Below are 26,445 nucleotides of genomic sequence, written 5' to 3' on the forward strand. Positions count from 1 at the left end.
GGTAAAAGCACCGGGACCGGACGGCCGCCCATCACGATCGTGAAAAGGTTCTTCAGCAAAGGCGGGGCAGGTGGCCCCGTGCAAGGAAGACAAGGCAGAATGAGAAAGCACGGCAACTTGCAAAGGGGACAAGAAAATGTCCTGTAATACCCGCTGCAGGCGCCGTGGACCGACGTACCGAACGATGAGGTAACAGTGACTTCCGGACCAAACGGCCCATTTTCCCGACCGAGCCCGAGCACGGGCACCCGTCCCGGCAACCGGCGCGGACCGAGCCCCCTGATTGCAACGCTGATCGTGGTGGCAGTCCTCGTGATCGGCTTTGTATACTTTTCGCAGGTTTACGCGGATGTCCTCTGGTACAACCAGCTGGGCTACCTTGAAGTCTTCGTCAAGGAAAACCTGACGCGGATCGCCATGTTCCTCAGCGCGTTCGTCGTGATGGCCGGATGCGTCTTCCTGAGCATCCGGACCGCGTACTCGTCGCGTCCCGTCTACGCCCCGGACAGTGCGCTCCAGGATAACCTGAACCGCTACCAGGCCCAGCTGGAACCGGTCCGCAAGCTCCTGATGATCGGCATTCCCGTCGTCGTCGGCGGCTTCGCGGGCACCGCGGCCATGTCGATGTGGCAGCAGGCACTGCTGTTCCTGAACCGGCGCGAGTTCGGCCAACAGGATCCGGAATTCGGCCTGGACTTCAGCTTCTACCTGAACACGCTGCCCTTCCTGGGCTTCATCGTGGGCTTCCTCATCAGCGTTGTGGTCATCTCCGGCATCGCCGGCCTGCTCACCCACTACCTTTACGGCGGCATCCGCCTGGAGGAAAAGGGCGTCTTCACCTCGCGGCAGGCGCGCATCCACATCGCCGTCATTGCCGCGGCGTTCCTGCTGCTGCAGGCCGGCAACTTCTGGCTGGACCGCTACGACACGCTGCTGAGCACCTCCGGAACCTGGACCGGCGCCCTGTACACGGACGTTGAAGCAGTCATTCCCACCAAGACCATCCTGACCGTGGCTTCCGTTATCGTGGCCCTCCTCTTCATTGTCTCCGCGGTTATCGGCCGGTGGCGCCTGCCGATTATCGGTACCGCCATGCTCATCATCACGGCCATCGTGGCCGGTGGCGTCTACCCCTGGATCGTTCAGCAGTACCAGGTCCGGCCCTCCGAGCTGAGCAAGGAAGCGCCGTACATTCAGCGCAACATCGATCTCACGCGTGAGGCCTACGGCCTGGAAGAAACCGAAGTCATTGACTACAAGGCCACGGTTGAAGCCAACGCGGGAGCCCTGGCTGCCGACTCCGGCACCACCTCCAACATCCGCCTGCTGGACCCGAACGTCGTGTCGCCGGCGTTCTCGCAGCTGCAGCAGTTCCGGCAGTACTACCAGTTCCCGGAAACCCTCAACGTTGACCGGTACGACATCGACGGCGAGGTGCAGGACACCGTCATTGCCGTGCGCGAGCTGAACACCGACGGCGTGCCCGACGGCTGGGTCAACGAGCACATTCTTTACACCCACGGCTACGGAGTGGTGGCCGCCCGCGGCTCCACCGTCCAGGCCGACGGCAAGCCCAGCTTCATGGAGTCGGGCATCCCGTCCAGCGGCGTCCTGGGCGACTACGAGCCCCGGATCTACTTCGGCGAATCCTCGCCCGACTACTCGGTGGTGGGTGCGCCTGAAGGCGCGGCACCGCAGGAAATCGACCGTCCGCAGACCGGCGATTCGGACACCGAATCCCAGACAACGTTCGACGGCGAAGGCGGCCCGAGCGTGGGCAACCTGTTCAACCAGCTGGTCTACGCCATCAAGTTCCAGTCCACGGAGCTCCTGCTCTCGGACGCCGTCAACGAAGAGTCCCAGATCCTCTACGACCGTGATCCGCGTGAACGCGTGGAAAAGGTTGCTCCGTACCTCACCGTGGACGGCAACGCCTACCCGGCAGTTGTTGACGGCCGGGTGCAGTGGATTGTGGACGGCTACACCACAAGCAAGTACTTCCCGTACTCCACGCAGCAGGAACTCCAGGCTGCGACAACTGACTCCCTGACTCCCGGAGCGGCTGCACTTCCCGCCGACCAGGTGAACTACATCCGCAACGCCGTGAAGGCAACGGTGGACGCGTACGACGGCTCTGTCACCCTCTACGCGTGGGATGACGAGGATCCGCTGCTGAAGTCATGGCAGAGCGTCTTCCCCTCCACGCTGAAGCCCTACAGCGAGATGTCCGCTGACCTGATGTCGCACGTCCGTTACCCGGAGGACCAGTTCAAGGTCCAGCGCGAGCTCATGGGCAAGTACCACGTCACCGAAGCCGATTCGTTCTTCAAGAACGACGACGCGTGGAGCGTTCCGAACGATCCGACGGTGGCCAACGCCGAGGTCAAGCAGCCGCCGTACTACCTGTCCCTGCAGATGCCGGGCCAGGACGAAACTGCCTTCTCCCTCACGACCCCGTTTATTCCGTTTGTTTCGCCCAACGGTGAAGCCCGCAACGTGCTGTACGGCTTCCTCTCGGCGGAAGCGGATGCCGGGACCGGCGAGGCCGGCGTCAAGAGCGAGGACTACGGCAAGCTCCGGCTGCTCTCGCTGCCCACGGACACGGTTGTGCCCGGCCCGGGCCAGGCACAGAACCGGTTCAACTCCGACCCGACCGTCTCGAATGCCTTGAACCTGCTGCGCCAGGGTGCCTCCGAAGTTATCAACGGCAACCTGCTCTCCCTGCCCGTTGGCGGCGGCATGCTCTACGTCCAGCCGGTCTACGTGCAGTCTTCAGGCGATGCGTCCTACCCGACGCTGCAGCGCGTGCTGGTCAACTTCGGTGAAAAGGTCGGGTTCGCCCCGACTCTGGACGAAGCCCTTAACCAGGTCTTCGGCGGCGACTCCGGTGCCATTACCGGGGACGCCGAAAATGTCGGGCAGGCGCCCGCTCCGGGAACCGAAGAAGCTCCGGGCGACACCACCGCCGAAGCAGATCTGGCCGCTGCGCTGGAAGATGCCGGCGCTGCCATCCAGGAGGGGCAGGCCGCACTGGCAGCAAACGACTTTGCTGCCTACGGCACCGCGCAGGACAAGCTCAACGAAGCCATCCAGCGGGCCATTGCAGCTCAGGAAACCATGGAAGAAGCAGCCGGCGGGACCGACGAAGGCACCACCGGTGCCACCGAGGGTGCAACCCCCGCACCCACCGACGGCACCCAGGGCGACTAGGACTGCGCACAGCCGCAGCCGATTTGCGGCTGCGCCCCGCGGCGGGTAGAGTTAACTATCACGCCGCGGGGTGGAGCAGTTCGGTAGCTCGCTGGGCTCATAACCCAGAGGTCGCAAGTTCAAATCTTGCCCCCGCAACCAGATAGTAAAAATGAAAGGTCCCGGTCAGCAGAAATGCTGACCGGGATTTTTTGCGTTGTGGCAGCCGCCGGCGGATTCTAGACTCGCAGAATGGGCAAACGCGCGGTGCCTGTTCACAGCGGTAAAGACCGGACCCGGGCTGCTGAGGCCGGTGCCTCCGTGGAACGCCGGGAAACCGCTCTGGAGAAGACCGACCGGAACTGGAATGACCTGCTGCAGGAACTGCGGGTGCTGCAAACGGGTATCCAAATCCTGACCGGTTTCCTGCTGACGCTCCCGTTCCAGCCGCGGTTCCGGGAACTCTCTCCTGCGCAGATCCTCGTGTACCTGGCCCTGGTTGTGATGTCGGTGCTGATAACGGCGCTGCTGATGTCAGCGGTGGTGATGCACCGGACCTTTTTCCAGCGCCGGATCAAGTCCGAGCTGGTCCGCAGCAGCGATGCCCTGCTCAGGATCACCATTGTTTTGGTGGGGCTGATCCTCATCGGAACCCTGAGTCTGATCTTCGACCTGGTGCTTGGCGCGGGCGCAGGATTATTTGCCGGAGCATCGCTCACCGCGGTCCTGACGGTACTGTGGGGCTTCCTGCCCCGCCTTATTCGCCGCCGGGCCCTGCACCGCCGCGGCGGCTAGCCCGCGCCGCAGCGGCCGGCCTGTGCCCGCAGAAACAAGCCCGGTCCGCAGCGGTGCAGGGCCCGCAACGCAAATGGGGCGGCACTCCGTGTGGAGTGCCGCCCCAAAGATCGGGTGCTGCTAGTTCTGACCGATGGCCGACTGGCCGGAAGCCGAGTTCTTCAGCGCCGCCAGGCGGGCTTCAACTTCGGTCTGTTCGCCCAGGTCCTCGAGGCTCTCGAACTGGGCATCCAGGCTGGAGGCCGCCAGTTCGTTTGCTCCGCGGACGCGGGCTTCCTCGCGGCGGATCTTCTCTTCGAACCGGCCCACCTCCGATGTGGAGTCCATGACGTCAATGCTCTTCATGGCCTCGTGCATCTGCGTCTGGGCGTGTGCATTGCGGGCGCGGGCAATGAGCTCATCGCGCTTGCTCTGCAGCTGGTTCAGCTTGCCCTTCATCTGGTCCAGGCCGGTCTTCAGCCGCTCCACGATTTCTTCCTGGGAAGCGATCGTGGGCTGGGCGCCCTTGGCTTCGTTTTCCGCTGCCATCTGCCGCTGGATGGCGACCTTGGCCAGGTTGTCGAACTTCTGTGCGTCGGCGGTGTTGCCCGCGGCCCGGAACTCGTCGGCCTTCCGCGATGCGGCCAGCGCCTTGTTGCCCCAGTTGTTGGCGTTCTGGATGTCCTCGTTGTAGTCATCCTGAAGCATGCGCAGGTTGCCGATGGTCTGGGCAACAGCGCTTTCAGCCTCGGCAATGTTGTTGCTGTAGTCCCGGACCATCTGGTCCAGCATCTTCTGCGGATCCTCGGCCTGGTCCAGGATGGCGTTGATGTTGGCCTTGGCCAGCTGGGTGATGCGTCCAAAGATTGACTGCTTTACCACGGTGTCTGCCTTTCGGTTTTTGGATACGAATTTGGAAAAAAGTGTTGGAGCCATGGGTCAAACGTGTCCTAGAAACTCGCGCCGCCGCCGTCAAAGCCGCCGCCGAAGTCCCCGCCTCCGCCGCCGCCGAACCCGCCGAAGCCGCCGCCTCCCCAGCCGCCTCCGCCGCCGCCGCGGAGGATGGAGTCAATAAGGATGCCGCCGAGGATGGCGCCGCCGAGTCCGGAACCGCCGCCGCGGCCGCCGTACATGCCGCCGCCGCCAAAACCGCCGCCCATGCCGCCGCCGAAGCCGTCAACATCCTGCTGGGCCATGTCGGCTGCCTGGGCTGCCAGCGCATTGGCCTGCTGTGCATAGGCGAGGGCGCTGACGGGATCCGACGACTGCAGGGCTACGGCTTGCTGAAGATTCCGTTCCGCCTCGGCGAGCCGGGTCCTGGCCTCGCTGCCGACACCCCCGCGCCGGGCGCGGATGTAGTCCGCCGTGCCCGAAATCTGGGCCTGGGCGGACATCACTGCGTGCTGCAGCGAATCCCTGGCCCGGCGCTCCTGCTCCTGCAGGTCGCGGATACCTTCCAGCGCGCTGTCCAGCTGTGCATTGGCCTTCTCGAGGCGCCGCAGCAAATCCACCGGATCGTTTCTGGTGGCGGATTCGTTGTCGATGGCAGCCAGGGCCGCTTCGACGCCGGCAACCGGTCCCGCAAGGCCGTTGTTGCCCCCGGAAGCGGCAAAGGCGCGGGCCTGTGCCAGGTCCTGCCGGGCATCAGCCACCGCCCGCTGCAGTTCACTGCGGGCGGAGTCAAGTTCGCGGCCGGTTTTTTCGATGGCGTCCAGCAGCACGTTGGTCTGGTGCACGCTTTCTTCGGCGGCACGGACCGCGACCACTGCCGACGCGGTGTCTCCTTCGGCGAGTTTTTCGGACGCTGCCTCCGCCGCGTTGTCGACGAACTCCAGCCGCTGCCTGGCCTGCTCAACGTTGTCGGCAACCTGGGCGAGGGCTGAATCCGAGTAGCGCTGCCGGAGCTCCGCCAGGGATCGTTCGGCGGCGTCCAGGCGGCTGGCTGCTGCCTGGGCATTCCGGCGCGCATCCGCCAGCGCGGCCGGCGCGTTCTTCTCCAGCTCACGCAGTTTGTCGAAGTCTTCCTTGTGGGCCTGCAGCGAGGAGTTCACTGCTTCGCACCGCCGGATGATGTCCTTGAGCCAGGTTCGCTGCTGCTGTTCGGTGTCCGGAATATGGTCGTCCAGCTGCTGCTGCATCTTGAACGACTCGCTCATGTGGTTTTTCGCCGCGGCAAGGTCCTCGGTGAAGGTTTTCACCGCGTCGTCGCCATAGGAAGCCATCGCGAAGGACAGCTCCTGCTCACTGGACTTGATGGCATCATCAGCGGCGATGAGCAGGCTCCCGGCCCGCTTGCGCAGGTCAGCCACGCTCAGTTCATCCAGCGGATCGGTGGGGGCAGCTTCCTCCCGGCGGGCGGGCCCTGCCGTGACGGCACCCTTGTTGCGGCTGCGCACAAACAGGAACAGGGCGCCCCCGCCGAGCAGGATGATTCCGCCGATGAGGAGAATCGGGGCGAGGCTGGCTCCGGCGGACGACGACGACGTTCCGCTGCCGCTGCCGCTGCGGCCGGACTCGAGCGCCTCAGCGGCGCTGACTGCAGCCGCCGCCCAATCCTCTGATGTGAAGGTTTCCTTCCCGGCAAGAGGCTCTGCGGCTGCGGAAATGATCTCGTTGCCCTGGTCCGGGGTCAGACGGCTGTTATCAGGGACGGATACGTTCACCTGCCTGCTTTCCGTTGCAATGCTCAGCAGCACGTCCTGCGAGTTCATCCCCTTTTCGGAGACCACTCGGTCACCCCAAGCAACCGGGTCTGAAGGATTCGTGAACTCGTCAATGTAGACCACGAAGAGCGTGTAGCCGCTGTCCTGCCGCGTCTCGGTGATTGCACTGCGGACCTCCGCGCTGTCCGGACCCAGGACACCGGCGTCGTCGACCACGAACTGTCCCGGCGGGATGGTCACCGGAGGCACGGCGGAAGCGGCTGTAGCCGACCCCAGCAGCGCCGTGACACTCAAACCCAGCACGGCACCTAGCCGCTTGGTCTTCAACCGCATAAATTGTCCTCAGGTTCGTCGTGGCATCTGGATGATCCGCTGCGCTCGTCCCGTCCCGTCAGGTCCCTTTCGGGCCGGGCAGACACTTGCATCGATTCTATGGTTCACCAGATACCCAGTCCACCACGTTGGCCGCCACGCAGTTATCGGCGAACTCTCAGGAACCATCCAGTTAGCTCCGAAGCAGGACACAGAAAGTCCTGTCATAGTTGAATGAGCACCGATCACGGGCATACCGATTTGGAAAGGACAGCACATGTCTGAGCAATACGGAGGCGCCGGAGACCCGCAGCGTCCGCTGCCTCCCCGTCCGCCAGCCCCGCCTGCGTCGTCCGATGAAGGAACCGCCGGCCGGGACGAAGGCCAGACGCAGCAGTTCCCCGATCAGCCGGGCGGCCCGGCACCGGCCCAGCCCCCGGCACCCCAGTCGTCTCCGTCCGCGCAGTCTTCACCCTCCGCCGGCGAACCGTCCGCCGGCGAACCGTTTTACGGCCGGGCCCAGGATCGGAATCCGGGTGTGGCAGCACCGCCGGCCTACGGACCCACCGCCGGCGGCTACTCCGGCTCAGGCTACGGCCAGGACCCCTACGGCCCCGGCCATCAGGCCGCGTCAGTACCGCCGAAGCGCAGATTCGGTGCCGGCACATTGATCACCGGAATGGTACTCGCGGGATTGCTGGGTGGCGGAACGGCCGTTGCGGCCAATTCATGGCTGGATAACGATGCCGCCCCGCAAAGCACGGGCCAGGCACAAACCGTTGTGGTGAACAACGATGAGAGCGTGAATGCCGTGACCGCAGCCGCCGTCAAGGCTTCCCCCAGCGTTGTGACCATCGATGTCACCGCCAGCGGCAGCTCCGGAACCGGATCGGGGATCATCCTCGACGACGACGGGCACATCCTGACGAATACCCACGTGGTCACGTTGGGCGGAACGGCTGCTTCGCCGTCCGTGGAAGTCCAGCTGAACGACGGGCGCGTGTTCTCAGCCACCGTCGTCGGCACCGATCCCGTCTCGGACCTGGCTGTCATCAAGGTCGATGCCGATGACCTGACGCCGGCCACCCTGGGGGATTCGAACGACCTCAACGTGGGGGACACCGTGATTGCCATCGGCGCACCGCTGGGCCTGGCGGGCACCGTCACCGACGGAATTGTTTCGACCCTGAACCGCACCATCAGCGTGCAGTCCTCCGCCGCCCCGGAGGAAACGGAGTCGGACGGATCGGGTGAGGACGACGGCTTCGGCTTCCGCTTCGCTCCGCCGGACGGAACCAGCCAGGAGCAGAGCGCCGCAGGGAGCTCCATCTACCTGGACGTCATCCAGACCGACGCCGCCATCAACCACGGCAACTCCGGCGGCGCCCTGGTGAACACCGAGGGCGACGTCATTGGCGTCAACGTGGCCATTGCTTCCGCCAGCGAGGAAAGCGGCAGCATCGGCGTTGGCTTTGCCGTCCCGATGAGCTACGCCGAGCGGGTCGCGGATGAAATCATCGAAAACGGCTCGGCTACGCACGGTTTCCTGGGCGTGTCCGTCACCCCCGCCTCGGCCTCCAGCTCGTCATCCTTCACGGTGGGCGCGGAAGTCGCCGAAAACCCGGCGTCCGGAACACCCGCAGGTGAGGCCGGCCTGAGGCAGGGCGACGTCATCACCGCGGTGAACGGCATCCCCGTCACGGACGCGCAGTCACTGACCGCCGCCATCCGCATGCAGGCAGCCGGCAGCAAGGCCACCATCGATTACACCCGCGGTTCAGACACCGACAGCGTCGAAGTGACGCTGGGGGACTCCGCCGACCAGTAAGGCAGTCCGGTAAAATCCGGACCGCATGCGTCCGGTCCCGGGTCCGTGTTCCCGGGACCGAGTCTGCGCAGGGACTGTGCCTCCTTCCGGAGGGGCAGTCCCTGCACTGTTTGGAGGCCCGGACAGGCACGGGGCACCCCCACAATGTGATTAGCTTGTTGAGTCGCCCTGCGAGGGTGGTCCCGCAGCCGGTGCGCCCGCGCCCGGGAAGATCTTCAACGCCAGAAAGGCCCCGCATGCAGGAATCGAAGAGGCCGCTGAACATCGTCGTTTTGGTGAAGCACGTCCCCGATACCCAGTTCGACCGGCATCTCTCCGGCCCCGGCCACACCCTGGACCGCTCCGAGTCCATTCTGTCCGAGCTCGACGAGTACGCCCTGGAAGCTGCGCTGCAGCTGGCCGAAGCCCGCGGAGGACAGGCGGCCGGGAACATGGTCACCGCTTTGACGATGGGCCCCGACGCCGCCGTGAACGCCGTGAAGAAGGCCCTGCAAATGGGCGCTTATCAGGGCGTCCACGTCAACGATGCCGCGCTGGCCGGCTCGGACGCCGCAGCGACGTCCGCTGTGCTGGCCGCAGCCGTCCGGCAGGCAGCCGGACCGGACAGCGCCTGTCTTCCCGATCTCGTGGTCACCGGCATGTCCTCCACCGACGGGGAAACCTCGCTGGTTCCCGCCCAGCTGGCCGAACGCCTGCAGCTGGCCCAGATTACCTTTGCCTCGGAGCTGGAGGTCGACGACGACGAGACCGGTACCGCCGTCGTCCGCGCCCGCCGTGACGGTGACTCCTACTCTGAAACGCTGGAAGCACCGCTGCCGGCGCTGGTGTCCGTCACCGACCAGGCGAACGAGCCGAGGTACCCGAACTTCAAGGGAATCATGGCCGCCAAGAAGAAGACGGTCAGCGTGCTGACGCTGCAGGACCTGGGGATCGACCCCGCGCAGGTGGGGCTGGACGGCGCCTGGACCACAGTGGCTGCCTCCGCCCCCCGTCCGCCGCGCTCCGCCGGAACCATCATTACTGATGACGGCACGGCCGGCGTCGCGCTGGTGGACTACCTGGCCGCCCGGAAACTGATCTGACAATCCTCCCTCCGGCGCCGCTGACGCTGCGCCCGAAACACTAAGGAGAGCCACCCATGGCCTCTGTCCTGGTCTTTATCGATGTACCGGGCCTGCCGCTGCCGCGGGCGAGCCGCGAGCTGCTGACCATCGCCCGAAGCCTGGGGGAACCCGCAGTGGCGAGTCCCCGCGCCCTTGGCGGCGACGTGCTGCAGGCACTCGGCGAGTACGGAGTAGGCACCGTCTATGAGCCGGCTGACGTGCTGCCCGATGTCCTGGTCGCCGCCAAGGCGGCGTTCCTGGCCGACGCCGTCCGGGCTGAGGAACCGGCGGCCGTGCTGCTGGGCAACTCTTTTGAGGACCGGGAAGTAGCTGCCCGCCTCGGCGTGAAGCTTTCCTCCGGTGTCATCACCGACGCCGTGGCCGTGGCGCCGGACCTGTCGGTCACGAAATCCGTCCTCGCCGGCTCCTACACCTCCACCTGCCGGGTGCAGAACGGGGTCCCGGTGATCACCGTGAAAGCGAACAGCGTGGAGCCGGCCCCCGCCGATGCGCCCTCCGCCCCGGAGAGCCGGCGGATCACCGTGTCCGACGCCGGACCGGCGGCACGGGTCACCGGACGCACCGAGAAGCGGGTCAGCGGCCGCCCCGAACTGTCCGAGGCCCGCGTCATTGTTGCCGGCGGCCGCGGCATGGACGGGGATTTTGGCCCGGTGGAGGAGCTGGCCGACGTGCTTGGCGGTGCCGTGGGCGCATCACGCGCCGCTACCGATGCCGGCTGGATTGAACACTCCGCCCAGGTGGGGCAGACCGGCAAGACGGTCTCGCCGCAGCTGTACATCTCCGCCGGTATTTCCGGGGCAATCCAGCAGAAGGCCGGAATGCAGACCGCCAAGGTGATCGTGGCGGTCAACAAGGACGCCGATGCTCCCGTGTTCGAGATTGCGGACTTCGGCATCGTGGGCGACGTGTTCTCGGTTCTGCCGCAGGCCACCGAGGAAATTCGGAAGCGCAGGTCCTAGGCAGCGTGGAACCGACGTCGAGCCCTTCATCCCTGCCCGTTCCGCCCGCCCCGGCAGGCGGCGGCGTACGCCGGGTGCTTGCCTTCGCCGCCCATCCGGATGACATCGATTTCGGTGCGGCCGGAACCGTGGCCGCCTGGACGGCGGCCGGCGTCGAAGTTTCCTACTGCGTGATGACCTCCGGCGATGCCGGCGGCTTCGAGCCGGGGGACCGGGACAGCGTGTCCGAGCTGCGCCGCCGCGAGCAGCGGGCCGCCGCCGAGCTGGCGGGCGTGCGGGACGTGCACTTCCTGGGTGAGAAAGACGGTTACCTTGCAGTGACACCGGAGGTGGTGGAAAAAGCCGTGGCGCTGATCCGCCGTGTCCGTCCCGACGTCGTGCTCTCGATGCACCCGGAACGGAACTGGGACCGGATCCAGGCCAGCCACCCGGACCACCTGGCCTGCGGGGAAATCGTGACCCGGGCGGTCTATCCGGCGGCGGAGAATCCATTTGCCTTCCCTCACCTGGCCGAACAGGGCCTGCAGGCCTACAAGGTTCCGTGGCTCTGGTTTTACGGGGCCCCGCGCGAGCGGGAAAACCATGCCGTGGACATCAGCGCCACCGTCGAGAACAAGCTCGCGGCCATCCGGATCCACGCCAGCCAGCATCCGGACCTTGCCGGCATGGAGACTGCCGTGCGTGGAATGCTGCAGGACAATGCCCGGCGCTTCGAGTTGGCAGACGGCGCCAGCGCTGAAACCTTCCATGCAGTGGGAGTCAACACCGAACGGACCATCGCCGGGTTCTGACCCTTCGAAGGGGCCGGAATGCGGAAGGGGCCGGAATGCGGAAGGGTTCGGGATCCGGAAGGGCAGGACCCGGGTTCGTCAGTCCTTCCTAGTCCCCGAGCCTAGTCCCCGAGGTTGGCGTCCGCCCAGATCTGCATGGCTTGTGCCAGGTATGCAGCCGTGCCGGGTGCCTCGGTGTCGTAGAACGCCGTGAAGCGCGGGTCCTGGACATACATGTCGCCGAGCGCCAGGTAGGCGGCTTTGTCGGGGGTCCACTCGGCACAGACCCACCGGTAGTGGCGGGCTACGGCCTCCTGCGTCCGGGAACTGCCCGGTTCCAGCCGCGCCTGCAGACAGGCGGCGAGTTCGCGGTTGATCAACAGGGCTTCCTCGACAAGCCCCCGGCGCCCGTCGGGGCCAAGCTCGGCAAGAGCCGCTTTGCTGGACTCAACGCGGTCGCTGCCCCAGCGCTGCCGTGCCTCTTCCTCGTAGGGATTCTCCTCGAAACCCGTGAACAGGTTCCGTGCTTCCATGGCTCCTCCTTGCTGCAGTGTCTCCAGCGTGGTGTGCACGGTGGCAGCCATATCCTGCAGCCTGCGGCTTTCCTGCAGCAGCCACCCGTGATGGATTTGAAGGGCCTGCACCTCATCCGTCTGGCCTGCCAGAACTCCGGTGATGGCCTCCAACCCGAGGCCGAGCCGCCGGAGCAGCAGGATCCGCTGCAGGCGCCGCAGTTCGGGCAGGCCGTAGAACCGGTAGCCGTTGGAGCCGGTGAAGGCCGGTGCGAGCAGCCCGCGCTCCTCGTAATGGCGCAGGGTCCGGGACGAAACTCCCGCCATCCGGGCAACGTCGGAAATTGGCCAGGCGTCCGGGTCCTGCAGTGCCACCGCCATGCTCCTTCCCGGGCCGGCAGCCGGAGGAACCGGCCGCTCACCAACCACGCTACGGGTTGACGCAGCGTCAAGGTCAAGCCGGATTTAGGCGCTGAAGGGAATTTCCAGAACGATGGGCATGGTGGGGGTGGGGGATCCGCCGTCGGGCTCCACGGTGACGGCCACGGCGCTGTACGGCTCGATGTCGGTGAGCTCGGTGGCCTTGGTCCCGGCGACTTCCTCGCCCGTCATCGTGCCTACGGACACGGGGTCCGAACCGTCCGCCGGAAGACGCCACATCTGGTAGACCGATCCCTCCGGCGGCGCCGGAACCCCGCTGAGCGTCACGACGGCTGCGTTCTCACCGGCGGAGGTGGCAACTTCCGCGGTTCCGCCGGTGGGCAGCTCGATGGTCCGCTGCTGGACATCCGATGCCTGGAGGACTTCCTCGCGCACCGAGTCGGGTCCTAGGTTGCTGCCGATGGCAACCCCGCCCAGCACAATGGCCGCTGCTGCGGCGCCGGCCAGGATCCAGCGGCCGGGGGCTGCCCGCAGCATGGAACGGCGGCTGCGGCGGGCAGCTACCTCGTCAACGGGCCGGGGCCCGCCGGCGGCGCCCTGACCGCCGGACCGGCCGGAGTTCTGACCGGGCCGGCCGGTCTCCTGCCCGGGCAGGCGGGAGAGAATCTTTTCGAACAGGTCCTCAGGCGGCTGTTCCTCGGCCCGGTAGCCGCCCGCGAGCGTCTCGCGCGCACTCCAGACCCGCTTCAGGAACTCCCGGCGGACGGAGGGGTCCGCCTCCTCCAGTGCCGTGTCCAGGGCCTGCCGCTCATTCTGCGGCAGGGCGTTCAGGGCATACAGTTCGGCCCACTCCAGCAGCCGGCCTTCCGACAGGTCCTTGTTGAGGGCGTCGGATGCGGCATCAAAGCTGTTATCCGGCATCTGAATTCACCCCCAGGCACTTCTTGAGTCGGATCAGTCCGTCGCGGATCCGCGACTTGATGGTAGGTACTGCTGCGTTCAGTTTTTCCGCGACCTCACGGTACGTCAGTCCGCCGTAGTAGGCCAGCCGGACCGATTCCCGCTGGGTGTCGGTCAGCGTTTCCAGGCACTGGAGGACTGCGTCGGCCTCAAGCCGCTGGGTGACGGTGTCCACCACGTTGTCATAGTCCGGTTCCTGCATGGCGGCGCCGAAGCGGGCCTCGCGGTTGGCTGAGCTCTGCTCGGAACGGACCCGGTCCACGGCCCGGCGGTGGGCGAGCGTCAGCAGCCACGCCAGCGGAGAACCGACCGAGGGATCGAAGCGGGAGGCACTGGTCCACACCTGAAGATAAACCTCCTGGGTCGTGTCCTCACTGAGCTCGGCATCGATCAGCACCCGGCGCGCGAGCCCGTACACGCGGCGGGACGTCAGGGCGTAGAACGCGGCAAAGTCGTCCTGGCTGCCGCCGGCAATGCCCGCGAGGAGCGCTTCCAGCGAGGCTTGGGGCCGGGGATGCTGACCGGATTTCTCTGCGGCTTCGGCGGCGCCCTCCGATGTGGAGGCCTGCGCGGCGGAGGGCCGTCCCGTATTGGACGTGTCCATAGGGTCCCAGCATAAGCGGACAAAGGTGCTCCCCGCTGCAGGCGCAGCAACAGCATCGCCGGGGCGGGCGGCTCCCGTGCACGCGGGAGAACCCGCCGGCGTCACCTGTCCCATGAGTTCCATACCCGGTATTCGGTGCCGGACAGGCCGGGGATGGGCCGTACCGGCGCCGAACTCAGGGCGGCCCTCAGGGGCGGCGCGCCGTGGCAATCAGGGTGTCGGCGTTCAGGTTGTGCTCTTCGCCCAGCAGTGCAAGGAAACCCGTCTTGACCCGTTCGGCAGCTTCGGGGTCGGCGGGCAGGAGGTTGCGCAGGCCGCTGCCCAAGACCAGGGACCAGGCCAGGGACGGACTGAGCTGGACCTGCGCGGGCGTCTCGAGGACCTTGATGTCCCCGAGCCCGAGCGATTCCAGCCAGTCCGCCAGCTTCTCCGGGGTATTGAGGCGTTCGGCGTTGTCCCGGGTCCGGGAAAGACCTTCGGCAAAGTCCGGTGTTTCTTTGCGGCACTCCTGCAGCAGCAGGTCCGTAAACGGCGACAGCGATCCTTCCGCCCAGGTGCTCAGCGCCAGGCGCCCGCCGGGGCGCAGGTTCGAGACCAGGTGCGCGGCGCCGGCATCCATGTCCGGAAGGAAGAACATCGAATAGGCGGAAAGCACCACGTCATACGGTTCCTCCGCGGTCCACTCGGTCACGTCGCCGTGATGCAGGGCTACGTTGTCCAGGGACAGGGTGGAGGCCTTGGCCTGCGCGAGGGCCAGCATGTCGGCGGAGATGTCGATGCCGTCCACCCGTGCTTCGGGTCCGGCGTACTGGGCGGCGGGGATGGTGGTGGCGCCGCTGCCGCAGCCCGCGTCCAGGATGCTGTCGCCCATGCCGACTTCCGCCGCAGCTACCAGGGCGTTGCCCATTGGATTCCACAGCGAAGGGGCCAAACGGTCAAAGTCGGCGGCGCCGTCGTCAAACGCGGTTCCAATGTGGGTCTCGGGCATGGGGAGTCCTTAGAGCTGGGCACCTGCGAAGCCGTGCTGGCGCCAGGCTTCGTAGACGGCAATGGAGGCGGAATTGGCAAGGTTCAGGGAACGCAGGGAGGGCAGCATCGGCAGCCGGACCCGGGCGGTGACGTGCGGATCCTGCAGCACATCCTCATCCAGTCCCACGGATTCGCGGCCGAACATCAGCACGTCGCCGGGCTGGTAGGCGATGTCGGTGTAGGACGTTTCCCCGCTGGAGGTGAAGGCGTAAACGCGTTCCGGGGCCAGTGCCTTCCAGGCCGCTTCGAGCGTCGGATGAACGTGGAGGACGGCGAGGTCGTGGTAGTCCAGGCCTGCGCGCCGCAGCTTGGAATCCTCCAGTTCGAAGCCCAGGGGCTCAACGAGGTGGAGCTCGGCTCCGGTGATCGCGGCAAGGCGGATCGCGTTGCCGGTATTGCCGGGAATTTCGGGGGAGTGGAAGAGGATGCGGAACACATCCCCATCCTATGCCGGTAGCTAGCGCACCGACGCATCAATGAGTCCGCCGAGGACGGGGAGCTGCACCACATTGGGCTGCGGTCCGTCGTTGAAAAAACGGCGGAGCTCCCGCTGAAGCGTCCCGGCGTTGGCCACGTGAACCATGGCGGGGGCGCTGCGGCTGAGGGAGGGCGGATAGTCGATGACAGGTTCAAAGGGATTGCCGTTGGGGCTGTGCAGAACCACCCAGCCGCTGACGTTGCACTCCGGGAAACGGTCCTGGAGGGTGCGCACGGCATCAGGCAGCCGGCCGATGTTGACCTCCCGGCCGCGGTTGCGCAGGTGCCTTCCGTCCCAGTTGTAGTTGCCCGGGGAAGCCATCTGGGATTCCAGCACGGCCATCCGGTAGCCGCCCAGCAGGACGTGCCCGACGTCGAGGTTCCCCCCGCGCGGAGAGCGGTCGGGCATGTGTAGCCCGTTAACCAGCCGGCCGGCCGGATAATCCTCGAGCAGGGTGCGCTGCAGGAGACCAATGGTGAGGTTCTCGCCGTCGTACCGGGCACCGGCGCCGGAGCCGAGCCGGGAGAACAGGCCGGGACGCCGCGGCGATCCGTGGATCTGCTGGCCCGCCAGCGCAAGCGGCAGCACGGGAGGGGAACCGGGGGAGAAGTCGGGCACAAACCGCGGGGCAGTGTCCAGGGCGTCCTCCGCCGGGACGGTCCCTTTCCGCGGATAGCCGGTCCGTGAGCCGGCGCCGCCGGGCGTCGGCGCTGCCCCCCGCCCCCTGCCCAGGCTCAGGTCATACGCGGCCTTTTGCTGCGGATTGGACAGGACCTCGTACGCCTCGGCAACCACGTGGAAGGTCTCGCTGCTGCCGCCGGAGTCCGGATGTGTGGCACGGGCGGCCTTGCGGTAGGCCGCCTTGATCTGTTCCGCGGTGGCCGTGGGGGCAATACCCAAAACCTCATACAGCGTCTTGGGCGACGGGCTCACAGCAGTTCCTCTCGTTGTGGCGGTGCATAGGTGGTTCTCAAAAGCAGCGGTGCAGACGTTACAACGACGCAGGGGGCTGCTGTGTTTCCGAAAGCTGCCGCAGGGGAACGGTCCGGGAAAACTCTACCCGCGGAAGGACAATGCTAGCCGCGCCCGGACGGCTGCCTGCGGTACCCCGCGTCGGAGGCGGCAATGACAAAGGGCCGTTCCGGATTGCTGTTCTCCACCACCACGGACGCCTGCCGGGCAGGATCCGTATCGGCAAAGTACAGCCGCTGACCGCCAACATACCGGTGCATTTCCGGATGTGCCGGGTCAGCCGGTGTTCCGTCCCGCACCGCCATCCGGGCTGCGGTTTCGGAAAACGGAACGTCCAGAAACACCGAAAAATCCCAGTGCGGCGCCAGTTCGGCCCGGTGCAGGAACAGTCCGTCCACCAGAACGACGGCGGCGGGCGGGGCGGCAACCGGCGGCGCGTCCAGCACCGCATCGCTCGCCAGGTCATGGCCCGCCGGCCGGTAGCAGCCGGCTCCGGAGGGTTTGAGGGGATCGAGGACGTAGGCCCGGAACTGTTCCACGTTGTAGGAATCATGCCGGAAGCCTTCCGCCGACCCGCGGCCCTGCCGGTACCGCAGGGCGCGGGGGTGGTGGAAGTCATCCAGTGATAGGCGCACTGCCGGGCGGTGGTGCGGGCCCGCTGCCAGGACGGCGGCGAGGGCGTCGGCAAACGTCGTTTTGCCGGAGCCGTCCACGCCGTCGATTGCTGCGAAGATCCGCCGGTCCGGGTGCATGCCGGCCAGCCGGGCGGCCAGGGCCTGCAGGAGCGGAGCACGGCCGGCAGCGGCGGGTCTGGTTGGCGGTGTCACAGCAGCAGTCTGCCATCCCCGCTCCTTTCCCGGCGGAAGCGCCGTCCGCGGCCGCATTTGCCCGGGGAATCGGCATCCGCAGCGAACACCGTTAGAATTAGGGTGTGCCCGTGTATCTAGATCACGCGGCGACCACGCCTATCTCGGCATCGGCCCTCGCCGCACTCACGTCAGAACTTCGCCGCAGCGGAAACCCGTCCTCGCTGCACGGCTCCGGCCGGCGCGCCCGGATGGTGGTGGAAGAGTCCCGCGAGGCGCTGGCTGCCGCCGCGGGCTGCCACCCCTCGGAGATCATCTTTACCTCCGGCGGGACCGAAGCGGACAACCTTGCGGTGAAGGGCCTGTACTGGTCGCGGCGCGACGGTGACCCGGCCCGCACCCGCATCCTCTGCTCTCCCATTGAGCACCACGCCGTCCAGGACACCGTGCAGTGGCTGGAAAAGCATGAAGGGGCCACCGTGGTGTGGCTGCCCGTGGACAGCGACGGCGTTGTGCCCCTGGACGCCATCCGCGCGGAACTGGAAGCGCACGCCGGCACCACGGCGCTGCTGACGGTCATGTGGGCCAACAACGAGGTGGGCACGGTCCAGGACATTCCCGCGATCACGGCTCTTGCCCATTCCTACGGTGTACCCGTACACACCGATGCCGTGCAGGCCTTCGGAGCCCTGCCGGTGGACTTCCGGGCCTCGGGCGCGGACACGATGGCCATCAGCGGCCACAAGATCGGCGGGCCGGTGGGCATCGGCGCCCTCGTCGTCGGGCGGGCGGTCAAACTTACCCCGGTGATGCACGGCGGCGGACAGGAGCGGGACATCCGCTCGGGCACCCTCGACACCCCGGGCATAGCAGCGTTCGCGGCAGCCGCGCGCGAAGTCACTGAAAACCTTCCCGCCGAAGCCGCCAGGCTGCGGAGCCTGCGCGACAAACTGATCGCCGGCGTCGAGGAAGCGATCCCCGACGCCGTTCTGCGCGGTGCGCGGGACGACGGCGGAGCGGCCGCGTACGCAGACGGCATGCCCCGCCGCCTGCCCGGAAATGCCCACTTCACCTTCCCCGGCTGCGAAGGCGATTCGCTGCTCTTCCTGCTGGACCTGGCCGGGGTTGAGTCCTCTACGGGGTCCGCGTGCACGGCCGGAGTCCCGCGGCCCTCCCACGTTTTGCTGGCCATGGGCCTGAGCGAAACACAGGCCCGGGGGGCGCAGCGTTTCAGCCTCGGGCATACAACCGGCCCCGAAGACGTTGACACTTTGTTGGCGGCTCTTCCCGAAGCCTATGAACGGGCGAAAAAGGCCGGAATGGCGTCCCATGTCAGCAGCATCCAAACAGCAGGAACAGGTTTTACTTCATGAAGGTTTTGGCAGCAATGAGCGGCGGAGTTGACTCCGCGGTAGCCGCAGCACGGGCAGTTGAGGCCGGGCACGACGTCGTCGGCGTCCACCTGGCGCTTTCGCGCATGCCCGGAACACTGCGCACCGGCAGCCGGGGCTGCTGCACCATCGAGGATTCCCGCGATGCCTGGCGCGCGTGCGACATCCTGGGTATCCCGTACTACGTGTGGGACTTCTCCGAGCGGTTTAAGGAAGACGTGGTGGATGACTTCATCGCCGAATACGCCGCCGGCCGCACCCCGAACCCCTGCATGCGCTGCAACGAACGCATTAAGTTCGCCGCGCTGCTGGAAAAGGCGCTCGCCCTGGGGTTCGACGCGGTCTGCACCGGCCACTACGCCAAGGTGCTTACCGATGCCGACGGCAACCCGGAACTGCACCGCGCCGCAGACTGGGCCAAGGACCAGTCCTACGTACTGGGCGTTCTGACCCACGAACAGCTCAAGCACTCGATGTTCCCGCTGGCAGACACCCCGTCCAAGGCCGAGGTCCGCGCCGAAGCCGAACGCCGGGGCCTGTCGGTGGCCAACAAGCCCGACAGCCACGACATCTGCTTCATCCCCGACGGCGACACCCGCGGCTGGCTCGAGGAACGCATTGACCTGAGCGAGGGGGACATTGTTGACGCTTCCGGCGAGAAAATCGGTACCCACCCCGGTGCCAACGCCTTCACCGTGGGCCAGCGAAAGGGCCTGAAGCTGGGCCGCCCGGCCGACGACGGCAAGCCGCGCTTCGTGCTGGAAATCCGGCCGAAGGAAAACAAGGTCATTGTGGGGCCGGAGAAGCTGCTGAACATCGACCAGATGCGCGGCATCAAGATCTCCTGGGCCGGCCTGCCGATTCCTGAAATCGCAGCCCGCACCGAATTCGACTGCATGGTCCAGGTCCGCGCGCACGGCGACCCCGTGGCCGCGCGCGGCTGGATGGAAGACGTGGTTTCCGAAGAGACCGGCGGCGTCCGCGAGGAGCTGGTGGTCCGGCTGAACGAGCCGATGCGCGGCGTGGCGCCGGGCCAGTCCATGGTGGTCTACCAGGGCACCCGGGTACTGGGGCAGGCCACGATCGACAAGGCCCGTTCGCTGGAATGGGACCCGGCTGCGGTCTCCTGACCCCAACTGCTCCGCGGCGTAACCTGCTCCGCTCCGGCCCGGCCCGGACCCTAGACTGGAGCCATGACTGATACCCCCGCAGACGAGTTCGACCCCACGGCCAGTTCCCTTTCCGGGAAGGTCTCCGACGAGGTCATGCAGGAGCTGCTGGCGGTGCGCAGCAGCATCGACAACATTGATGCAACGCTGGTGTACTTGCTGGCCGAGCGGTTTAAGGCCACGCAGCGGGTAGGGTTCCTCAAAGCCGTCCACAGCCTTCCGGCCGGAGACCCGGGCCGCGAGGCTGCGCAGATTGCCCGGCTCCGACGCCTCGCGGAGGACGCGCACCTGGACCCGGCGTTCGCCGAAAAGTTCCTGAATTTCATCATCAGCGAGGTCATCCGGCACCATCAGGCGATCTCCGACAACCACAACGGCGGCAACAGCAATGAAGCAGGACTCTAGACACCCGGACGCGGCGGGGCAGGCCCCGGAACGGGCCGCTTCCACCACGGTGACGGCAACGGCCCTGGGGGCCTGGCCCGGCACCGACCCGGTGGAGGCCAGCCGCATCATCCGCGGCGAACTCGGTGATCCGCACCTGCCGTTCCTGCCGGAACTGCCTGCGCGGGGACCCGGTGCCGATGCCCTTGGACGGACCGCCGCGCTGCTCGTGGACCTCTCGGTCGACGTCCAGCCGCACGGCTGGCGCCTGGTGCCGCGCGCCGGAAAGGACCACCGCCGGGCCGTGTCCCTGCTGAACCAGGACCTCAACGCGCTGGCTGACGTGGCAGGCGTGGAAGAGAGCCCCTCACACCAGGTGAAGGTTTCCCTCCGCGGGCCGCTGTCACTGGCAGCGGGGCTTCACCTGCACAACGGCGAGCGGGCACTGTCCGACGCCGGCGCCCGGCGGGAGCTGCTGCAGTCACTGACCGCCGGAGCGGCAGACTTTGTGTCGCGGGTCCGCGAGGCGGCGCCCGGCGCGGAAATCATCATCCAGCTGGATGAGCCGGAAATTGCCGATGTGCTGGGCGGGAGCATTCCCACCGCCAGCGGCTACCGCACGCTGCGCTCCGTGCCGGCCAACGAAGTGTCCGGCGCCTGGCAGCAGATTATTTCCGCCCTCGCAGCCGCCGGGGCCGCGCAGACTGTGCTGCGGCTGCCGGATACCGGCCGCTCCGCGGCGCTGCGCCCCGGAGCGCAGTCACCCTTCAACCTGGCCCTCGGAGCCGGTGCGCACGGAGCCGCCCTGCCGGCGGCCGGGCTGACCGGAGCGGACTGGGAAGCCATCGCCGAAGCTGTGGAGGCCGGAAAGACGATTTGGCTGGGCATCCTGCCGGTTCCGGAGAATGCCGCCGAGCCGCGACGGGTCACCGCCCTGGTGGAGGACGTGATGCGGCCGTGGACCAAAATCGGCCTGGGCGCCGCCGCCCTGCCCGCGCTGCGCCTGACGCCTGCGTCGGAGCTTTCGGAGGCCTCGCCGTCGTCCGCCCGCCGGATGCTGACCCGGCTCACCCAGACGGCCGAAGCGCTGACCTCGGTGGCGGCCGAAAGCTAGCACCTGCACAGCTACCTGCACAGCCCTTGAGACCCGCCTAGACCCGCCGCTCCCACCGGGCCGGAACGGCGCCGGCAGGGAGCTGGCCGTCCCAGGGCAGCCGGGAATAGCCGAAGCTGCCGTCGTACACGAAGACCGTACCGACCTGCCGCTGGATGACGCGGGTGCGGATCCGGAAGGTACCCGTGCCGCCGTCGTACCACTGTTCGACCTGCGCATCCGCTGAGGCGAAGGCCGGCAGCGGAAGCCGAAGCGGGCCGAGAAACAGCCGGCTGCGCGGCGAGTTCATGCGCAGGTGCCCTTCCTCGGTCACCGAGAGCACCAGATCCGTGGCGAGGTTCCGCCCGGCGCCCAGATAATCGGTGAGTCGGCCGGGGCCGGTGAGGGTGGTCGTGTCCTCGAAGACCCGGTCCCGGCGCGGAAAGTGGAAGGTCCGGACCGCCGTCAGCGAGGGCCTGCCCCACGGGTCCCGGTGGGGATAGTTGCGGATGCTAAACGGAATCCCGGTGCCGTAGTCGGGAAAAAACGCGTTCGAAACCGGAACCAGCGGCAGCAGCGGACGCAGCCAGGGACGGGGACAGCCCGCCGTTTCGAAGACCCCCGTGCCTTCACCGAACGTTCCCGATTCCTCCCCGGCGGAGAAGTAGTCCTGCAGCTGGGGCTGCAGCCGCGCAAAGTCCGGGCCGAGCACGCTGCGGTAGATCGAGTCCGGGTATCCGGAAGGGGGCGGCGCAAAACTGTTCATGGCAGCCCTACAACCTTCCGGAGGACTTGAGCCGGATGTATAAATCGGCGAGCTTGGGCGGGAGCTCATGCGGGGTCTCGTCGACAACTTCCGCACCCATGGCCCGAAGCTGGGCGGTCATGGCCGCACGGTCCAGCAGAGCCCGTTCTGCGGCCGCCGCGCGGAAGGTCTCCGTTGCCGTACTCCGCTGCAGGCGCAGCTGTTCCAGCTCCGGGTCCCGGACCGAGGCAATCACCACCACATGCTTTTCCAGCAGCTGCGGCAGCACCGGCAGCAGTCCCTCCTCGACGGCGCCGGAGTCCAGAGCCGTAATGAGCACCACCAGGGAGCGGCGGGTGGAAACGGAACGGACGGCGCCCGGCACAAGGGTGAAATCTGCTTCGATCAGTTCGGCTTCCAGCGGAGCCATGGCCGTGACGAGGTGGTTGAGGAGGTTGCCCTTGGAGCCGGACTGCACCCGGGCCCGGATACGCCGGTCAAAGGCCAAAAAGTCCACCCGGTCCGCCCCGCCGTGGGCGAGCATCGCCAGCAGCAGGGCAGCTTCGATGCCGGTGTCCAGCCGGGGTTCCTCGGCAATCCGCGCGGCGGAGGTGCGTGAAGTGTCCAGCAGCAGCACCACCCGCCGGTCCCGCTCGGGCCGCCAGGTCCGCACCACGGTGTCCCGCCGCCGGGCCGTGGCGCGCCAGTCGATGGACCGCACGTCGTCGCCCCGGACATAGTCGCGAAGCGAGTCGAACTCTGTTCCGGCGCCGCGCAGCTGGACCGAGGCATTGCCGTCCAGTTCCCGCAGCCGCCGCAGCTTTGACGGCAGATGACGCTTGGCATGAAACGGCGGCAGCACCCGCAGCACCGCCGGGCTCTGCAGCGTGCGCTGGCGTGCTGCAAGGCCCAGCGGGCCAAAACTGCGGACCGTGACAAATTCGCTGTGGAGTTCACCCCGGCGTTCCGGCATCAGCGAGACCTCGTAGCGCCGTGCTTCACCGGCCGGAAGCCGCAGCTGCTGCACGGGATTGCGTGCCCTGGCGGAAGGCTGCCAGCCGTCCCGGAAGCTTCCGCGGAGGGTCCGGCGGCCGTTGTTGCGGATAATCAGCACCACGGTGGCCGGCTCCGTCAGCCGCACGCCGGCAGGAACGATGCGCTCCACGGACAGCGCGCGTGGTGATGCGGCAGCGAGCAGGTCGGCCGCGGCGGCAACCGACATCAGGAGCAGCCACAGCCACACTGCGCCGGTGCCGGGGAAGAGCAGGACCGCAGCGGCGCCTGCTGCGGCAAACAGGACCAGCCGGCCGGAAATCGCCATTACTGTCCGGCGTCCTAGCGGGGCACCGGCACGGTGGCCAGGATGCTGCCCAGCACGTCGTCAACGCTCACGCCGTCCATCTGGGCTTCGGGCCGCAGGGAGACCCGGTGCCGCAGTGCGGGAAGCGTCAGTGCCTTGACGTCGTCGGGGGTCACGAAGGAACGGCCGGAGAGCCAGGCCCAGGCGCGGGAAGTGTTGAGCAGCGCGGTGGCACCGCGCGGTGAGACGCCCAGCTGGAACGACGGCGCTGCCCGGGTTGCCCGGACGAGGTCCACGATGTAGCCCAGGACCTCAGGTGAAACCGCCACCCGGGCCACGGCTTCGCGGGCTTTTTCCAGGTCTCCGGCCGTGGCAACCGCGCGGACACCGGCTGCGCCGAGGTTCCGCGGATCGAACCCCCCGCTGTGACGGCGGATAATCTCGATCTCATCGTCGCGGCCGGGCAGGTCCAGGGTCAGTTTCAGCAGGAAGCGGTCCAGCTGGGCCTCCGGGAGGGAATACGTTCCTTCGTACTCCACCGGGTTGGAAGTGGCCGCCACGATGAAGGGATCGGGCAGGGGGCGCGAAACACCGTCCACGGAGACTTGGCGCTCCTCCATGGCCTCCAGCAGCGAGGCCTGCGTCTTGGGAGGAGTGCGGTTTATTTCATCGGCCAGCAGGATGTTGGTGAAGACCGGCCCCTCCCGGAAGGAGAACTCCGACGTGCGGCCGTCATAAATCAGCGATCCGGTCACGTCGCCGGGCATCAGGTCAGGGGTGAACTGGACCCGCTTGGTATCCAGGTCCAAGGCAGCCGACAGGGTCCGCACCAGCAGGGTTTTGGCCACACCCGGGACGCCTTCGAGGAGGACATGCCCGCGCGCCAGCAGGGCAATGATCAGTCCGGTGACTGCAGCGTCCTGCCCCACCACAGCCTTGGCCACTTCCTGCCGGACATCAAGCAGCGCCTGCCGTACGGGGTCGGCGCCGGGGCCGGAACCGGCCGGTGTCCGGGGCGGGGTGTACTCCGGCGCCGGGGCAGGCCCCGGTTCTCCGGCGGGCGGCGGTGCGGAAGGTCCCGGCGGCGGAACCGGGTTGGGTGCTGCCTGCGGCTGGTACTGCTGGCTCATGATGCGGTGACCTCTTCCTCTAGGGCTTGCAAATCCTGCGACCATTGCACGAGCTCGGCGTCGCGGGCGGGCAGTGGACGGTTCAGTAACCGGTCGACGTTAGCCACCGAACGTCCGGTGGCCTGTGCGGCCGCCCGCACCACCATGTCGGCGGTGGCCTGCGGGCCGAGCCGGAGTTTGGCGGCAAGGCGGGTCAGGGCGGCGGCGCGGAGTGTATCGGCGGCACGGCCGGAGGCCCGCCCGTCCTGGTAAAGCCGGGCACGGCCTTCGGCTGTCTCTGCGGACCGTACCACCACCGGCAGGGGTTCGACCGCCAGCGGTCCCAGCCTGCGGCCGCGCCAGAACATCGCCAGCGCGGCCACCACCAGCAGCCACAGCAGCAGCGGATCCACCCATTCGGGCATCAGCGTCCGCGGATCTGCGGGCAGTTCGGAGGCCGGGATATCGGCGGCGGTCGGCAGATACCAGACCAGCGTCTCGGTGGAACCCAGGGTGCGCAGGGCCAGGGCGGCATTGCCGCGGTCTGCCAGTGTGGCGTTGGCCAGGAAAGCGGTGTTGCCCAGGACGACGGCGCCGTCGTCGTCGGCGGCATAGGCGCCTGCGGAGCCGTCGCTTCCGGGAACCGGAAAGCAGACAACGGGAGCCCGGTAAGCAAGGCCGCCGGCATTCACGCTGGCAGCTGCCTCGGCGTCGGGCTCGTCGCAGGCGGCCCGAAGCGCTCCGCCGCTGCTGTCTTCGGGCACCACCCCGGCTGAGCGGATGTCGGGAGCCAGGGCGGAGAGCTGTGCGAATGTTGGCTGGACGAGAACCGTTCGCCGGGCAGTCCCGGAGAATTCGGCCAGCTGCTCCTCGCTGAGGAAACTGTTCGGGTCAACGAGCAGCAGGGTCGCATCGGATCCCTTGTCCGCCAGGACGTCCAGGGCCTCATCAAACGACCCGGGCGAAAGAACCTCCACCCCCTGATCCTCCAGGATCCGGGCAGCGGCCATGGCGCCGCCCGGGGCCGGGTTGGCAGGGGAGAGGCTCGGCGGCGCAGTGCGGGGACTGCCCAGGATGCCCAGGACAACAACCAGGACCAGGACCAGGGCGAGGATGATCCACAGCCGCCAGGCACGCAGGCGGGCCCGGAGACCTGTCTGTCCCGCGGTTCCCGGGGCGGTAGCCTCAACGGTTCCGGCCGCGGTCACCGGGGGACCGCCGGAGCTGCGGATACTGCGGAAGCTGTGCCGGCGGAGTCGGGAGCCGAGGATTCCAGCAGCGTATCCAGGGCTGCGGCCCTGTGGGCATCGGCTGCCGTTGCCTGAAGGTGCCCGTACCGGACTTCATCAAAACGGCGGGACAGCCAGAGGACTTCCGGTGCTGCAGAGGGGAAGGACAGGGCCAGTTCCTGACCTGCTTCCGCTGCCGTGCGGCCGGCCCTCGGTTCCAGGATCACCCGCTCTTCCGCTGACCGGATTACTGCGCGCAGCCGCTCCGCCAGAGCTGTGTCCCAGTCACCCCGTGCGGCCGCCTCAGCCGAGAGTAGTCGGTGGTCCACAGCCTCCCGGGTCTCCCCGGAGTCGAAAATCTCCCGGCGTCTGCGGGCATTCAGGCGCGGTCGCACCAGGAAGACGGCCACAGCAAGCACAGCCGCCGCGCCAACGGCCAGCAGCACCACGCCAAGGGACGGATCGACGCCGGAGATGCTGTCGAGGAGATCGCCGAGAAACTCTCCCGCCCACTGCCAGAACCGGTCCAGCAGGCTCGGTTTGGCCTCATCATAGACGGACCTCGACAGCTCGCGTTCAGCCCACTCGCGCCCCTGCGCTTCATCCGGGACAACCGGGACTTCAATGCCCGGCGCGACTCCCAACGGCACGGCTCCCAACGGCA

The 26,445-nt window shown here is 67.3% G+C and carries 24 protein-coding genes and 1 tRNA gene; 11 read left to right on the forward strand and 14 right to left on the reverse strand.

Going from position 1 to position 26,445, the window contains the following annotated elements:
• Nucleotides 1-195 precede the first annotated feature (195 nt).
• The 3 genes from WKB88_RS05490 to WKB88_RS05500 all read left to right on the forward strand — a co-directional run bounded on the left by WKB88_RS05490 (nucleotide 196) and on the right by WKB88_RS05500 (nucleotide 3,984).
• Complete coding sequence (locus WKB88_RS05490; protein WP_445818874.1) at nucleotides 196-3,210, forward strand: UPF0182 family membrane protein; 3,015 nt, start codon at nucleotides 196-198, stop codon at nucleotides 3,208-3,210.
• 64 nt (nucleotides 3,211-3,274) lie between these two features.
• A tRNA-Met gene (locus WKB88_RS05495) sits at nucleotides 3,275-3,351 on the forward strand.
• Nucleotides 3,352-3,441: 90 nt separating this feature from the next.
• A complete protein-coding gene (locus WKB88_RS05500) occupies nucleotides 3,442-3,984 on the forward strand; it encodes a DUF6328 family protein (protein ID WP_341393525.1) in 543 nt (180 codons plus the stop codon).
• 120 nt (nucleotides 3,985-4,104) lie between these two features.
• Here the strand turns inward: WKB88_RS05500 and WKB88_RS05505 are convergent, their stop codons facing one another.
• A complete protein-coding gene (locus tag WKB88_RS05505) occupies nucleotides 4,105-4,845 on the reverse strand; it encodes a PspA/IM30 family protein (RefSeq protein WP_341393526.1) in 741 nt (246 codons plus the stop codon).
• A gap of 68 nt (nucleotides 4,846-4,913) precedes the next feature.
• Nucleotides 4,914-6,959, reverse strand: a complete 2,046-nt coding sequence (locus tag WKB88_RS05510) for a TPM domain-containing protein (protein WP_341393527.1) — start codon at nucleotides 6,957-6,959, stop codon at nucleotides 4,914-4,916.
• Nucleotides 6,960-7,215: 256 nt separating this feature from the next.
• On the opposite strand from WKB88_RS05510, the gene WKB88_RS05515 reads away from it, so the two are divergent.
• The 4 genes from WKB88_RS05515 (at nucleotide 7,216) to WKB88_RS05530 (ending at nucleotide 11,640) form a co-directional block, all read left to right on the forward strand.
• Entirely contained in the window at nucleotides 7,216-8,766 is a 1,551-nt protein-coding gene (locus WKB88_RS05515) for a S1C family serine protease (protein ID WP_341393528.1), read from the forward strand.
• 236 nt (nucleotides 8,767-9,002) lie between these two features.
• Nucleotides 9,003-9,848, forward strand: coding sequence for an electron transfer flavoprotein subunit beta/FixA family protein (locus WKB88_RS05520; RefSeq protein WP_341393529.1), 846 nt, complete (start codon nucleotides 9,003-9,005; stop codon nucleotides 9,846-9,848).
• A gap of 56 nt (nucleotides 9,849-9,904) precedes the next feature.
• Entirely contained in the window at nucleotides 9,905-10,849 is a 945-nt protein-coding gene (locus WKB88_RS05525) for an electron transfer flavoprotein subunit alpha/FixB family protein (protein ID WP_341393530.1), read from the forward strand.
• A gap of 5 nt (nucleotides 10,850-10,854) precedes the next feature.
• Entirely contained in the window at nucleotides 10,855-11,640 is a 786-nt protein-coding gene (locus WKB88_RS05530) for a PIG-L deacetylase family protein (RefSeq protein WP_341393531.1), read from the forward strand.
• Nucleotides 11,641-11,741: 101 nt separating this feature from the next.
• Here the strand turns inward: WKB88_RS05530 and WKB88_RS05535 are convergent, their stop codons facing one another.
• The 7 genes from WKB88_RS05535 to WKB88_RS05565 form a co-directional block, all read right to left on the reverse strand.
• The gene (locus tag WKB88_RS05535) at nucleotides 11,742-12,506 is read right to left on the reverse strand and encodes a MerR family transcriptional regulator (RefSeq protein WP_341393532.1); all 765 of its coding nucleotides are present in this window, start codon (nucleotides 12,504-12,506) and stop codon (nucleotides 11,742-11,744) included.
• A gap of 90 nt (nucleotides 12,507-12,596) precedes the next feature.
• Entirely contained in the window at nucleotides 12,597-13,433 is an 837-nt protein-coding gene (locus WKB88_RS05540) for an anti-sigma factor (protein WP_341393533.1), read from the reverse strand.
• Nucleotides 13,423-14,076: an ECF RNA polymerase sigma factor SigK gene (gene sigK / locus WKB88_RS05545; protein ID WP_341393534.1), complete on the reverse strand. Its 654-nt coding sequence runs from the start codon at nucleotides 14,074-14,076 to the stop codon at nucleotides 13,423-13,425. The genes WKB88_RS05540 and sigK overlap by 11 nt, the downstream gene beginning before the upstream one ends.
• 187 nt (nucleotides 14,077-14,263) lie before the next feature.
• Nucleotides 14,264-15,064 carry a class I SAM-dependent methyltransferase gene (locus tag WKB88_RS05550; protein ID WP_341393535.1) on the reverse strand — a complete coding sequence of 267 codons (801 nt, stop codon included), beginning with the start codon at nucleotides 15,062-15,064 and terminating at the stop codon, nucleotides 14,264-14,266.
• A 9-nt stretch (nucleotides 15,065-15,073) separates the two neighbouring features.
• The gene (locus WKB88_RS05555; RefSeq protein WP_341393536.1) at nucleotides 15,074-15,541 is read right to left on the reverse strand and encodes a tRNA (cytidine(34)-2'-O)-methyltransferase; all 468 of its coding nucleotides are present in this window, start codon (nucleotides 15,539-15,541) and stop codon (nucleotides 15,074-15,076) included.
• Nucleotides 15,542-15,562: 21 nt separating this feature from the next.
• The gene (locus tag WKB88_RS05560) at nucleotides 15,563-16,516 is read right to left on the reverse strand and encodes a J domain-containing protein (RefSeq protein ID WP_341393537.1); all 954 of its coding nucleotides are present in this window, start codon (nucleotides 16,514-16,516) and stop codon (nucleotides 15,563-15,565) included.
• A gap of 143 nt (nucleotides 16,517-16,659) precedes the next feature.
• Entirely contained in the window at nucleotides 16,660-17,382 is a 723-nt protein-coding gene (locus WKB88_RS05565; RefSeq protein WP_341393538.1) for a uridine kinase, read from the reverse strand.
• A 104-nt stretch (nucleotides 17,383-17,486) separates the two neighbouring features.
• On the opposite strand from WKB88_RS05565, the gene WKB88_RS05570 reads away from it, so the two are divergent.
• The 4 genes from WKB88_RS05570 to WKB88_RS05585 all read left to right on the forward strand — a co-directional run bounded on the left by WKB88_RS05570 (nucleotide 17,487) and on the right by WKB88_RS05585 (nucleotide 21,419).
• Nucleotides 17,487-18,734 carry a cysteine desulfurase family protein gene (locus tag WKB88_RS05570; protein ID WP_341393539.1) on the forward strand — a complete coding sequence of 416 codons (1,248 nt, stop codon included), beginning with the start codon at nucleotides 17,487-17,489 and terminating at the stop codon, nucleotides 18,732-18,734.
• Nucleotides 18,731-19,882 carry a tRNA 2-thiouridine(34) synthase MnmA gene (mnmA, locus tag WKB88_RS05575; RefSeq protein ID WP_341393540.1) on the forward strand — a complete coding sequence of 384 codons (1,152 nt, stop codon included), beginning with the start codon at nucleotides 18,731-18,733 and terminating at the stop codon, nucleotides 19,880-19,882. The genes WKB88_RS05570 and mnmA overlap by 4 nt, the downstream gene beginning before the upstream one ends.
• A gap of 63 nt (nucleotides 19,883-19,945) precedes the next feature.
• Nucleotides 19,946-20,326 carry a chorismate mutase gene (locus WKB88_RS05580; RefSeq protein WP_341393541.1) on the forward strand — a complete coding sequence of 127 codons (381 nt, stop codon included), beginning with the start codon at nucleotides 19,946-19,948 and terminating at the stop codon, nucleotides 20,324-20,326.
• Entirely contained in the window at nucleotides 20,310-21,419 is a 1,110-nt protein-coding gene (locus WKB88_RS05585; RefSeq protein WP_341393542.1) for a hypothetical protein, read from the forward strand. The genes WKB88_RS05580 and WKB88_RS05585 overlap by 17 nt, the downstream gene beginning before the upstream one ends.
• A gap of 37 nt (nucleotides 21,420-21,456) precedes the next feature.
• Here the strand turns inward: WKB88_RS05585 and WKB88_RS05590 are convergent, their stop codons facing one another.
• The 5 genes from WKB88_RS05590 to WKB88_RS05610 are packed head-to-tail and all read right to left on the reverse strand — an operon-like array spanning nucleotide 21,457 to nucleotide 26,431.
• Nucleotides 21,457-22,164 (reverse strand): DUF4166 domain-containing protein, encoded by a 708-nt coding sequence (locus WKB88_RS05590; protein ID WP_341393543.1) that lies wholly within the window; start codon nucleotides 22,162-22,164, stop codon nucleotides 21,457-21,459.
• A 7-nt stretch (nucleotides 22,165-22,171) separates the two neighbouring features.
• Entirely contained in the window at nucleotides 22,172-23,464 is a 1,293-nt protein-coding gene (locus WKB88_RS05595) for a DUF58 domain-containing protein (protein WP_341393544.1), read from the reverse strand.
• 14 nt (nucleotides 23,465-23,478) lie between these two features.
• A complete protein-coding gene (locus WKB88_RS05600; protein WP_341393545.1) occupies nucleotides 23,479-24,573 on the reverse strand; it encodes an AAA family ATPase in 1,095 nt (364 codons plus the stop codon).
• Nucleotides 24,570-25,760: a DUF4350 domain-containing protein gene (locus WKB88_RS05605; RefSeq protein WP_341393546.1), complete on the reverse strand. Its 1,191-nt coding sequence runs from the start codon at nucleotides 25,758-25,760 to the stop codon at nucleotides 24,570-24,572. Before WKB88_RS05605 ends, WKB88_RS05600 begins: the two co-directional genes overlap by 4 nt.
• The gene (locus WKB88_RS05610) at nucleotides 25,757-26,431 is read right to left on the reverse strand and encodes a DUF4129 domain-containing protein (protein WP_341393547.1); all 675 of its coding nucleotides are present in this window, start codon (nucleotides 26,429-26,431) and stop codon (nucleotides 25,757-25,759) included. The genes WKB88_RS05605 and WKB88_RS05610 overlap by 4 nt, the downstream gene beginning before the upstream one ends.
• Nucleotides 26,432-26,445: the final 14 nt, after the last annotated feature.

Source organism: Arthrobacter sp. G119Y2 (assembly GCF_038069765.1).
Classification (GTDB): Bacteria; Actinomycetota; Actinomycetes; order Actinomycetales; family Micrococcaceae; genus Arthrobacter_B.

What these genes read in the sequence shown, in the direction of transcription:
- WKB88_RS05500 (WP_341393525.1), top strand. Translation starts at nt 3,442, where the DNA reads ATGGGCAAACGCGCGGTGCCTGTTCACAGCGGTAAAGACCGGACCCGG.
- WKB88_RS05510 (WP_341393527.1), bottom strand. Translation starts at nt 6,959, where the DNA reads ATGCGGTTGAAGACCAAGCGGCTAGGTGCCGTGCTGGGTTTGAGTGTC.
- WKB88_RS05515 (WP_341393528.1), top strand. Translation starts at nt 7,216, where the DNA reads ATGTCTGAGCAATACGGAGGCGCCGGAGACCCGCAGCGTCCGCTGCCT.
- WKB88_RS05520 (WP_341393529.1), top strand. Translation starts at nt 9,003, where the DNA reads ATGCAGGAATCGAAGAGGCCGCTGAACATCGTCGTTTTGGTGAAGCAC.
- WKB88_RS05525 (WP_341393530.1), top strand. Translation starts at nt 9,905, where the DNA reads ATGGCCTCTGTCCTGGTCTTTATCGATGTACCGGGCCTGCCGCTGCCG.
- WKB88_RS05540 (WP_341393533.1), bottom strand. Translation starts at nt 13,433, where the DNA reads ATGCCGGATAACAGCTTTGATGCCGCATCCGACGCCCTCAACAAGGAC.
- sigK (WP_341393534.1), bottom strand. Translation starts at nt 14,076, where the DNA reads ATGGACACGTCCAATACGGGACGGCCCTCCGCCGCGCAGGCCTCCACA.
- WKB88_RS05550 (WP_341393535.1), bottom strand. Translation starts at nt 15,064, where the DNA reads ATGCCCGAGACCCACATTGGAACCGCGTTTGACGACGGCGCCGCCGAC.
- mnmA (WP_341393540.1), top strand. Translation starts at nt 18,731, where the DNA reads ATGAAGGTTTTGGCAGCAATGAGCGGCGGAGTTGACTCCGCGGTAGCC.
- WKB88_RS05580 (WP_341393541.1), top strand. Translation starts at nt 19,946, where the DNA reads ATGACTGATACCCCCGCAGACGAGTTCGACCCCACGGCCAGTTCCCTT.
- WKB88_RS05585 (WP_341393542.1), top strand. Translation starts at nt 20,310, where the DNA reads ATGAAGCAGGACTCTAGACACCCGGACGCGGCGGGGCAGGCCCCGGAA.
- WKB88_RS05590 (WP_341393543.1), bottom strand. Translation starts at nt 22,164, where the DNA reads ATGAACAGTTTTGCGCCGCCCCCTTCCGGATACCCGGACTCGATCTAC.
- WKB88_RS05595 (WP_341393544.1), bottom strand. Translation starts at nt 23,464, where the DNA reads ATGGCGATTTCCGGCCGGCTGGTCCTGTTTGCCGCAGCAGGCGCCGCT.
- WKB88_RS05600 (WP_341393545.1), bottom strand. Translation starts at nt 24,573, where the DNA reads ATGAGCCAGCAGTACCAGCCGCAGGCAGCACCCAACCCGGTTCCGCCG.